6 protein-coding genes are annotated in these 10,221 nt (G+C 77.2%); 5 read left to right on the top strand and 1 reads right to left on the bottom strand.

Annotated elements, in window-relative coordinates; all coding sequences use genetic code 11:
- The first annotated feature begins 233 nt into the window (after positions 1-233).
- The 3 genes from PKC53_RS07190 to PKC53_RS07180 are packed head-to-tail and all read left to right on the top strand — an operon-like array spanning position 234 to position 4,571.
- Positions 234-974, top strand: coding sequence for an ABC transporter ATP-binding protein (locus tag PKC53_RS07190; RefSeq protein ID WP_324427686.1), 741 nt, complete (start codon positions 234-236; stop codon positions 972-974).
- A complete protein-coding gene (locus PKC53_RS07185; RefSeq protein ID WP_324427685.1) occupies positions 964-2,547 on the top strand; it encodes an AMP-binding protein in 1,584 nt (527 codons plus the stop codon). Before PKC53_RS07190 ends, PKC53_RS07185 begins: the two co-directional genes overlap by 11 nt.
- Positions 2,544-4,571, top strand: coding sequence for a 3-hydroxyacyl-CoA dehydrogenase NAD-binding domain-containing protein (locus PKC53_RS07180; protein WP_324427684.1), 2,028 nt, complete (start codon positions 2,544-2,546; stop codon positions 4,569-4,571). The genes PKC53_RS07185 and PKC53_RS07180 overlap by 4 nt, the downstream gene beginning before the upstream one ends.
- Before the next feature lie 65 nt (positions 4,572-4,636).
- Here PKC53_RS07180 and PKC53_RS07175 read toward each other — a convergent pair whose 3' ends face one another.
- The gene (locus PKC53_RS07175; RefSeq protein WP_324427683.1) at positions 4,637-5,458 is read right to left on the bottom strand and encodes an alpha/beta fold hydrolase; all 822 of its coding nucleotides are present in this window, start codon (positions 5,456-5,458) and stop codon (positions 4,637-4,639) included.
- Positions 5,459-5,523: 65 nt separating this feature from the next.
- Here PKC53_RS07175 and PKC53_RS07170 point away from each other — a divergent pair, with 65 nt between their 5' ends.
- Entirely contained in the window at positions 5,524-8,982 is a 3,459-nt protein-coding gene (locus PKC53_RS07170; protein WP_324427682.1) for an indolepyruvate ferredoxin oxidoreductase family protein, read from the top strand.
- 11 nt (positions 8,983-8,993) lie between these two features.
- Positions 8,994-10,163, top strand: a complete 1,170-nt coding sequence (locus PKC53_RS07165) for an NnrS family protein (protein ID WP_324427681.1) — start codon at positions 8,994-8,996, stop codon at positions 10,161-10,163.
- Positions 10,164-10,221 lie beyond the last annotated feature (58 nt).

Below are 10,221 nucleotides of genomic sequence, written 5' to 3'. Positions count from 1 at the left end.
GTGCAGTGAGCGCCGCCGCCCGGCCGCCCGAAGGCGGCGCTCGTCCTCCCGCGGGGAGGATGTCACGCAGTGACAGGAGGGCCGGGAGGTGAACCTCCCCGTGCGCGCTTCGCGCGCCCCCTCCCGAGGAGGGGGCACCGCCAGCGGACCGGCAAAGCCGGATCCGCGGCGATCGCTCGATGGCGTCGGGCTCGTGCGTCGCGGGTCGCGCGGTGCGCGGTGGAGCAACTGAAATGACCGCGGCGCCGCTGCTCGAGCTGCGCGACCTGCACGTCGCCTACGGCAAGGTCGAGGCGCTGCACGGTGTCGCCCTCGAGGTGCCGGCCGGCGCGATCGTCAGCGTCATCGGCCCGAACGGTGCCGGCAAGACCACGCTGCTGGCCGCGGCGATGGGGCTGCTGCCGGCCCGCGGCGAGGTGCGTTTCGACGGCCGCGACGTCGGCGCGCTGCCGGTCGAGTCGCGCGTCGCGCTGGGCATGTCGCTGGTGCCCGAGCGGCGCGAGCTGTTCGGCGAGATGACGGTCGAGGACAACCTGCGGCTGGGCGCCTACCAGCGCGTGCAGCGTGGCGAGCGTGGCGCCGACCGCGACCTCGGCGGGGTCTACGCGCTGTTCCCGCGGCTGCGCGAGCGGCGCACGCAGCTCGCCGCGACGCTGTCGGGCGGCGAGCGGCAGATGCTGGCGATCGGCCGCGCGCTGATGGCGCGCCCGCGGCTGCTGCTGCTCGACGAGCCCAGTCTGGGGCTGGCGCCGCGCATCGTGCGCGAGATCCTGCACATCGTCACCGCGCTGCGCGACGGCGGCGTGTCGATCCTGCTGGTCGAGCAGAACGCGCGCGCGGCGCTGCAGATCGCCGACCGCGGCTGCGTCATCGAGACCGGCGAGCTGGTGCTGGCCGGCAGCGCCGCCGAGCTCGCCGCCGATGCGCGCGTCGTCGAGTCGTACCTGGGGGTCGGGGGCCGCGATGACGGCTGAGGTCGCGCTGCCGCACCGCCACCCGTCGGTGGTCGCGATGCTCGCGGCCGCCGCGGCCGAGGCGCCGCACGTCGAGGCGCTCGTCGACGGCGGGCGCCGCGTCGACCATGCGGGCTACCTCGCCAGCGTCGCCGCGTTCGCGCACGAGCTGCAGGCGCTGGGCGCGCGCGGCGAGCGCGTCGCGACGCTCGTGGGCAATTCGATCGAGGCCTGCGTCGCGGCCTACGCGGCGCTGGCCGCCGGCGCGCAGCTGGTGCCGCTGAACCCGCTGCTGACGCCGCACGAGCTGGGATTCATCCTCGCCGACGCCGCGCCCCGCGTGCTCGTCGTCGACGCGGCGCTGGCCGACGCGGTGCGTGCGCCGGCGCGCGACGCCGGCGTCGCCGAGATCGTCGTCGTCGGGCCGCGCACGCGCCGGCTCGACCTGCCCGCGCCGGCGGGCCGAGCGCTGCCGCCGCTGCCCGACCCGGGCTCGATCGCGCTGCTGCAGTACACCGGCGGCACCACCGGGCGCGCCAAGGGCGTCGAGCTGACGCACGAGGCGATCGCGGTCAACGTCGCGCAGCGCGAGGCGCTGCTGCCGTCGCGCCGCGGCGACCGCATCCTGTGCATGATGCCGCTGTCGCACGCCTACGCGATGGCGATGGGGCTGTTCCTCGCCCCCTACGCCGCCGGCACGCTGGTGATCCTGCCGCGCTACCAGCCCGACGCGGTGCTCGACGCCGTCGAGCGCGAGCGCATCAGCGTCTTTCCCGGCAGCCCGACGGTGTTCACCGGGCTGCTCGGCCACCCGCGCATGGCCGCCACCGACTGGTCGCGCGTGCACACCTGCTACTCGGGCGCGTCGGCGCTGCCGGCGGCGCTGCTGGCGCGCTGGCAGGCCGCCACCGGCACGCCGGTGCACGAGGGCTACGGCATGACCGAGGCCGGCCCGGTGCTGTCGTTCAACCCGGTCGGCCGGCCGATCCGCCCCGGCTCGGTCGGCGTGCCGGTGCCGGGGACCACGATCGAGATCGTCGACGTCGAGACCGGCACGCGCGTGCTCGGCGCCGGCGAACGCGGCGAGGTCCGCGCGCGCGGCCCGCAGCTGATGCGCGGCTATCGCCACCGCCCGGACGAGACCGCGCAGGCGCTGCGCGACGGCTGGCTCTACACCGGCGACATCGGCGAGCTCGACGCCGACGGCTGGCTCTACGTGCGCGACCGCAAGAAGGACATGGCGATCGTCGGCGGCTACAACGTCTACCCGCGCGAGGTCGAGGAGGTGCTGTTCGCGCACCCGGCCGTCGCCGACGCCGCGGTGGTCGGCGTCGCCGACGACTACCGCGGCGAGCGCATCGTCGCGCACGTCGTCGTCCGCACGGGCGCGCGCGCCGACGACGCGTCGCTGATGGACCACTGCCGCGAGCGGCTGGCGCGCTACAAGCTGCCGTCGGCGATCGTGCGGCACGACGCGCTGCCCAAGACCGGCGCCAACAAGACCGACAAGAACGCGCTGCGGCGCGCCGCCGTGCCGGCGCGTGCCGCCGCCGGCACCGCCCCCGAACCCCCGACTGCGGAGATGCCGCCTTGACCACGACCCGCCACGCCAACCCGCTGCTCGACGCCGCGTCGCGAGCGCTGCCGAAACGCGTCGCGGTGATCGGCGCCGGCACCATCGGCCCCGACATCGCGTACTACCTGAAGACCGCGCTGCCGGGCCTCGCGCTGACGCTCGTCGACATCCGCCAGGAGGCGATCGACGCGGCGCTGGCGCGGCTGCGCGGCTACGCCGACAAGGCGGTCGCGCGCGGCAACATGAAGGCGTCGCAGGCCGCCGAGGCGCTCGACGGGCTGGCCGGCAGCACCGACTACGCGGCGATCGCCGGCTGCGACTGGGTGATCGAGGCGGCCACCGAGGACCTGCCGCTCAAGCGGCGCATCTTCGCGCAGGTCGAGTCGGTGGTCGGCGCCGACGCGGTGATCACCTCGAACACCAGCTCGCTGCCGGCGGCGCGCCTGTTCGCCGAGCTGCGCCACCCGCAGCGCGCGACGGTGACGCACTTCTTCGCGCCGGCGTGGCGCAACCCGGCGGTCGAGGTGATCGCCTGGCCCGGCGCCGACCCGGCGCTGGTCGGCTGGCTGCGGCGCCTGTTCGCCGCCACCGGCAAGCTGCCGCTGGTGACCACCGACGCGCCGTGTTTCATGCTCGACCGCGTGTTCGACAACTGGTGCAACGACGCCGCGCTGCTGCTCGCCGACGCGACCGCGGCCGAGGTCGACAGCGTCGCCGCCGAGTTCGTGCACGCCGGGCCGTTCTTCGTGCTCAACCTCGCGCACGGCAACCCGATCATCGTCGAGACCAACACGCTGCAGGCCGACGAGGAGGGCGAGCACTACCGCCCGGCGCCGATCTTCGGCTCGGTCGACCGCTGGCTGACGGTCGCCCCCGGCCAGGCGGTCGAGGTCGACGCCGCGCGGCGCGCTCGCGTGCGCGACCGGCTGCTCGGCGTGCTGTGGTCGCAGAGCGTCGACATCCTCGACCGCGGCATCGGCGAGCCGGCCGACCTCGACCTGGGCTGCCGCATCGCGCTGGGCTTCAAGCGCGGCCCGCTGGAGCTGCTGCGCGACGCCGGCGACGCCGAGGCGTCGCGCGTGCTCGCGCGCTTCGCCGCCGAGCGCCCGGGCATGCCGATGCCGGCGCGCGCGCTGGCGGCGTACCAGCCGCGCGAGCGCCACGTGCTGGTCGACCGCGTCGGCGACGTCGTCGTCGTCACGCTGCGCCGCCCCGAGGCGCTCAACGCGCTGCACGACGAGATGACCGACGAGGTGCTCGCCGTGATCCGTCGCCACGAGGACGACCCGGCGATCGCCGGCTTCGTGATCACCGGCTACGGCCTGAAGGCGTTCTGCGCCGGCGGCGACGTCGGCCGCTTCCCGTCGCTGCTCGGCGACGCCGACGCCGCGGCGCAGTACGCGCGCGAGTGCTCGCGCCTGCTGGTGCACCTGGACCGCGCGCGCAAGCCGGTGGTCGCCGCGCTCAACGGCGCGGCGCTGGGCGGCGGCTTCGAGCTGGCGATGCGCTGCCACGCGATCGTCGCCGACCGCGGCGCGCGCATGCAGCTGCCCGAGGTCACGCTGGGCATCGTGCCGGGCATCGGCGCGATGGTCGTGCCGTACCGCCGCTGGCCGCAGGCGGCGCCGGTGTTCCACCGCATGCTCGCGCGCGGCGAGCGGCTGGCCGCGGCGCAGGCGCACGAGCTGGGCGTCGTCGACGCGCTCGCCGACGGCTTCGACGACCTGATCGCGCGCGCGATCGACCGCGTGCACGCGCTCGCCGCCGCGCCGGTGCCGCGTGTCGCCGAACGCGCGCCGCCGCCGCCGCCGCTGCGCAGCGACGCGGCCCCGCCGCGCAGCGCCGACGACCGCGTGCTCAGCGCCGCGGTGGTCGCGCTGATCGCGCGCGCGGTGCGCGACGCGGCCGCGGCTCCGACGCTCGCCGACGCGCTCGAGGTCGGCTACCGCGCCTTCGGCGAGGTCGCGTGCACCGCGGCGGCGCGCGAGGGCATCGAGGCCTTCCTCGCGCACCGCACGCCGGACTTCGGCGCCACCGGCTGAGCGCGCGACGGCCGAGCCGAGCGGACCCGCCGATGCCTCGACACCGACCCCCCGCCGAGACCTGGTCAGCGCGCGTCGGCGCGCCGCAGGAAGCCGAGCACCGCGTCGGCGAAGGCCTGCGGCAGCTGGTCGGGCAGTGGCACCATGCCGTCGGCGATCTCGTGCACGTGGGCGTCGGCCAGCCGCGCCGCCAGCGCGTGCGCGTGCGGCGCGGCGAACGGGTCGGCCCCGGCGCGCAGCACCCGCACCGGGTGCGTGACGCGCGGCAGCCGGTCTTCCATCCGGTAGGCCGCCACCGCGCGGTGCCCCTGCTCGAGCCGGTCGCCGACCTTCATCGCGTCGAGCACGAAGGCGTGCAGCAGGTCGGGCCGGCCCGGCGGGTAGAACGCCTGCCGGCGCTGCCACAGCGCCGCGAGGTGGCTGCCGTCGGGCTGCGGCTCGACCTCGTCGATCGGCGGCCGGCGCGCGCGCTCGGCGCGCAGCGCGGCGTCGACCCATGGCGTCGACGACAGCACCACGCGCCCGACGCGCCGCGGCCAGCCGGCGGCGACCTCCACCGCGATCACGCCGCCGGTGTGGTGGCCGACGAGGTCGACCTGCGCGATGCCCAGCGCGTCGAGCACACCGACCGCCGCGGCGGCCCAGCGTTCGATGGTCGGCTCGCCGGCCAGCGGCTGCGACTCGCCGAAGCCCGGCGTGTCCAGCGCGATCGCGCGGCAGTGCACGCCCAACCGCGGCAGCACGGCGCGGTACTCGGCCCAGCTGCGCGGTGTCTGGTGCAGCAGCAGCACCGCCGGCGCGTCGACGCGGCCGCACTCGGCGTGGTGCAGCAGCGCGCCGTCGACGTCGGTGAAGGCGCGGCGCAGCGGGGGGGCGGGGCGGTGCATCGTCGGAGCCCTCGGTCGCGAGGCGCCGACGATACCCGCTGGCGCCGTGGCGTGGGAGGCCCGCGATGACCGCCGTCGACGTCGAGCTCGCCGACAAGTACCGTGTCGAGCGCGGCCGCGTGTTCCTCACCGGCGTGCAGGCGCTGGTGCGGCTGCCGATGCTGCAGCACGACCGCGACCGCGCCGCCGGGCACCGCACCGCCGGCTACGTCAGCGGCTACCGCGGCTCGCCGCTGGCGGGGCTCGACAGCGCGTTGCACGAGGCGGCGCCGTTCCTCGCCGCGCACCGGGTGCGCTTCCAGCCCGGCGTCAACGAGGAGCTCGCCGCCACCGCGTGCTGGGGCACGCAGCAGCTGGGGCTGTTCCCGCAGCCGAAGGTCGACGGCGTGTTCGCGCTGTGGTACGGCAAGGGGCCGGGGGTGGACCGCTGCGTCGACGTGTTCAAGCACGCCAACCACGCCGGCACCGCGCCGCTGGGCGGCGTGCTGGTGGTGGCCGGCGACGACCACGCGGCGCGCTCGTCGGCGGTGGCGCACCAGAGCGAGCACGTGTTCGCCGCCTGCGGCATCCCGGTGCTCGCGCCGGCCGACGTGCAGGACGTGATCGACTACGGGCTGCTCGGCTGGGCGATGTCGCGCCACGCCGGGCTGTGGGTCGCGCTCAAGCTCGCCGCCGACGTGGTCGAGAGCTCGTCGACCGCCGAGATCGACGCCGCGCGCTGGCCGTCGCGCCGCCCCGACGACCTGCCGCTGCCGGCCGACGGGCTGCACATCCGCTGGCCCGACCCCCAGGCCGCGCAGGACCTGCGCATGCAGGCGCACAAGGTCTACGCCGCGGCGGCGTACGCGCGCGCCAACGGCATCGACCGGCTGGTGCTCGACGCCCCCGGCGCGCGGCTGGGCATCGTCGCCTGCGGCAAGGCCTGGGGCGACCTGCGCCAGGCGCTGCGCCTGCTCGGCGTCGACGAGCGCGAGGCGCGCGCGCTGGGGCTGCGGCTGTACAAGGTCGGCATGCCGTGGCCGCTCGAGGCCGCCGGCGCGCGGCGCTTCGCGCGCGGGCTGCGCGAGATCCTGGTGGTCGAGGAGAAGCGCCAGATCATCGAGTACCAGCTCAAGGAGATGCTGTACGACGAGCCCGACCGCCCCCGCGTGGTGGGCAAGTTCGACGAGGGCGGCGAGTGGCCGGCGCCGCACGGCCAGTGGCTGCTGCCGCCCACCGGCGAACTCGACGCCGAACTCGTCGCGCGCGCGATCGCGCTGCGGCTGGCGCGGCTCGACGGTGCGCCGCGCTGGCGCGATGCGGCCGCGGCGCTCGAGGCGCGCGCGCGCGCCTTCGCCGCGCTGCCACCGGCGCCGCTGCAGCGCACACCGTACTTCTGCTCGGGCTGCCCGCACAACCGCTCGACGCGCGTGCCCGAGGGCGCCTGCGCGCTGGCCGGCGTCGGCTGCCACCTGATGGCCGCGTGGATGGACCGCTCGACGCTGACCATCAGCCAGATGGGCGGCGAGGGCGCGACCTGGCTCGGCGCGGCGGAACACGCCGGCGTGCGGCACGTGTACGCCAACATGGGCGACGGCACCTACTTCCACTCCGGCCTGCTGGCGATCCGCGCCGCGGTGGCCGCCGGCGTGAACATCACCTACAAGATCCTCTACAACGACGCGGTCGCGATGACCGGCGGCCAGCCGGTCGACGGGCCGCTGTCGGTGCCGCAGATCACGCGCCAGCTCGCCGCCGAAGGCGTCGCGCGCATCGCGGTGGTCGCCGACGACCCGTCCAAGTACCCGCGCGACGCCGCCTTCGCGGCGGGCGTGCAGGTGCACCCGCGCGAGCGCTTCGAGGCGGTGCAGCGCGAACTGGCCGCGGTGCCGGGCGTCACCGCGCTGGTCTACGACCAGACCTGCGCCACCGAGAGCCGGCGCCGCCGCAAGCGCGGCGCGCTGCCGCCGGCGGCGCGCCACGCCTTCATCAACGAGCTGGTGTGCGAGGGCTGCGGCGACTGCGCCGCGCGCTCGAACTGCCTGTCGCTGGTGCCGGTAGACACCGAGTTCGGCACACGCCGCGCGATCGACGCGTTCACCTGCAACGACGACCTGAGCTGCCTCGAGGGCTGCTGCCCGGCACTGGTCACCGTCGAGGGCGCGTCGCCGCGGCGCGGCCGGCCGCTGGAGGTCGACGACGCGGCGCTGCCGCCGCCCACGCCGCCGGCGCTCGACGCGCCGTGGTCGCTGCTGGTGGCCGGCGTCGGCGGCACCGGCGTGGTCACGGTCGGGGCGCTGCTGGGCATGGCGGCGCACCTCGACGGGCTGGGCGTCAGCGTGCTCGACGTCACCGGGCTCGCGCAGAAGGGCGGTGCGGTGCTGTCGCACCTGCGCTTCGCGCGCGCGCCCGCCGAGCTGGCGGCGCCGCGCATCGAGCCCGGCGGCGCCGACGCGCTGATCGGCGCCGACCTGCTCGTCGCCGCTTCGCCCGACGCGCTGCGCCGCTGCGCGAAGGGGCGCACGCGCGCGCTGGTGAACACCGCCGCGACGATCACCGGCGAGTTCGTGCGCGACCCCGACCTCGCGTTCCCGCGCGACGCCACGCTGGCGCGGCTGCACGCGGCGCTGGGCGACGACGCCGTCGAGGCGCTCGACGCGACGCGGCTGGCCACCGCGCTGCTCGGGCACTCGATCGCTGCCAACATGTTCATGCTCGGGCTGGCGTGGCAGCGCGGCTGGGTGCCGGTGTCTCGCGAGGCGCTGTGGCGCGCCTTCGAGCTGCACGGCGTCGCGGTCGACGACAACCGGCGCGCGTTCGCGTGGGGCCGGCGCGCGGCGATCGACGCGGCGGCGGTGCACGCGAGCGCGCACGGCGCCGAGCACCCGCCGCCGTGGCGCCGCCTGTCGGCCGGCCTCGACGAAGCCGTCGCGCGGCGGCGGCAGGCGCTCGTCGCGTACCAGGGCCCGGCCTACGCGGCACGCTACGCGGCGCTGGTCGAACGCGTGCGCGCCGCCGAACGGCGCGTGCGACCGGGCAGCGAGGCGCTGGCCGACGCGGTGGCGCGCGGCGCGTACGCGCTGTTCGCGCACAAGGACGTCTACGAGGTCGCGCGGCTGCACACCGACGCCGGCTTCGACGCCGCCCTGCGCGCCGCCTTCGACGGCACGCCGCGCGTGCACTGGCACTTCGCGCCGCGGTGGCTCGCGCGCCCCGACGCCGACGGCGGCGCGCCGCGCAAGCGCGCCTTCGGGCCCTGGTCGCGGCCGCTGCTGCGCGCGCTGGCCGCGCTGCGCGCGCTGCGCGGCAGCGCGGTCGACCCGTTCGGCCGCGACCCCGATGTGCGGCTGGCGCGCGCGCTGCGCGACGACTACGTGGCCGCGGTCGAGCACGCCGCCGGGCGGCTCGACGCGGCGCACTTCGACGCCGCGCTGGCGCTGGCGCGGGCCACGTGGGGGGCACGCGGATTCGGCGCGGTGTGGCAGCGCAGCGCCGGGGCCGCGCGCGAGCGGCTGGCGCGGTGCCGCGCGGCGTTCGACCGCTGAGGGCCACCACGGTGAGCGCGCCGCATGCGCCGTTGTGGGCCAGCGCGTTCCGCCCGTTCTTCCTGCTGGGCGCGTTGTACGCGCCGCTGCTCGCCGCGGCCGGCGTCGCCGCGTGGGGGGCGGGCGTGACGCTGCCGGCGCACTGGCACGCGCACGAGATGCTGTTCGGTTTCGCGACGGCGATCGTCGTCGGCGTGCTGCTGACCGCGCTGCCGAGCTGGGCCGGCACGGCCGAGCTGCACGGCGCGCCGCTGGCGACGCTGGCGGCGCTGTGGCTGGCCGGCCGCGTCGCGTTCTGGGCGTCGCCGTGGCTGCCGGCGGCACTCGTCGCCGCGGCCGATCTGGCGCTGCCGCTGCTGCTCGCCGCGTGGCTGGCGCCGCCGCTGTGGCGCGTGCGGCGGCGCGTCTGGCGTGCGGTGCTGCCGATCGTGCTGGCGCTGGCCGCGGCCAACGCGGCGTTCCACGCCGCCGCCGGCGACGCGGCGCTGGCGCAGCGCGCGCTGCGCGCCGCGCTGTGGGTGCTGGTGCTGCTGTTCACGCTCGGCGGCGGGCTGCTGACCCCGGTGTTCACCGGCAACGCGCTGCGCGCGGCGGGCCGGGGCGCGCCGGCGGCGACCTCTTGGCCGCTCGAGGCGGCGGCGCTGGCGGCGCTGCTGGCGCTGGCCGGGGCCGACGTCGCCGGGGTCGCGGGTGCGCCCGCGGCCGGGCTCGCGCTGGCCGCGCTCGTGCTGCAGGGCTGGCGCGTCGCACGCTGGCGCGGCTGGCGCGCGCTCGACGCGCCGCTGGTCGCGGGGCTGCACGCCGGCTTCGCGTGGCTGCTGGCGGCGTTCGCGCTGAAGGCGCTCGCCGACGCCGGCCTGCTGCCGCGTGCCTGGCCCGACGCGCTGTGGGTGCACGCCTTCACCGTCGGGGCGCTCGGCCAGGTGATGCTGTCGCTGATGACCCGCGTCGCGCTGCGCCACACCGGGCGCGCGCTGCAGCCACCGCGCGCGCTGGCATGGACCGGCTGGGCCGTCGCGGCGGCGACGCTGGCGCGGCTCGCGGCCGCGGTGCTCGGCGACGCCTCGTGGCCGGGCGCGGCGCTGCTGCTCTGGTCCGCGGCGTTCGCCGGCTGGGCGGCGGTGACCGGTCGCTGGCTGATCGCGCCGAGCCTGCCGCGCGGCGGCGTGCCCCGGCGCTGACCCGCCCGCAGCACCGCCGCGGGCGCCGTCGCGCACTGTCATCGGCGGGTCACGAAGG

The organism is Azohydromonas sp. (assembly GCF_035325925.1).
In the GTDB taxonomy this organism is placed as follows: domain Bacteria; phylum Pseudomonadota; class Gammaproteobacteria; order Burkholderiales; family Burkholderiaceae_C; genus Calidifontimicrobium.
This window is presented reverse-complemented; position numbering and strand designations above follow the sequence as displayed.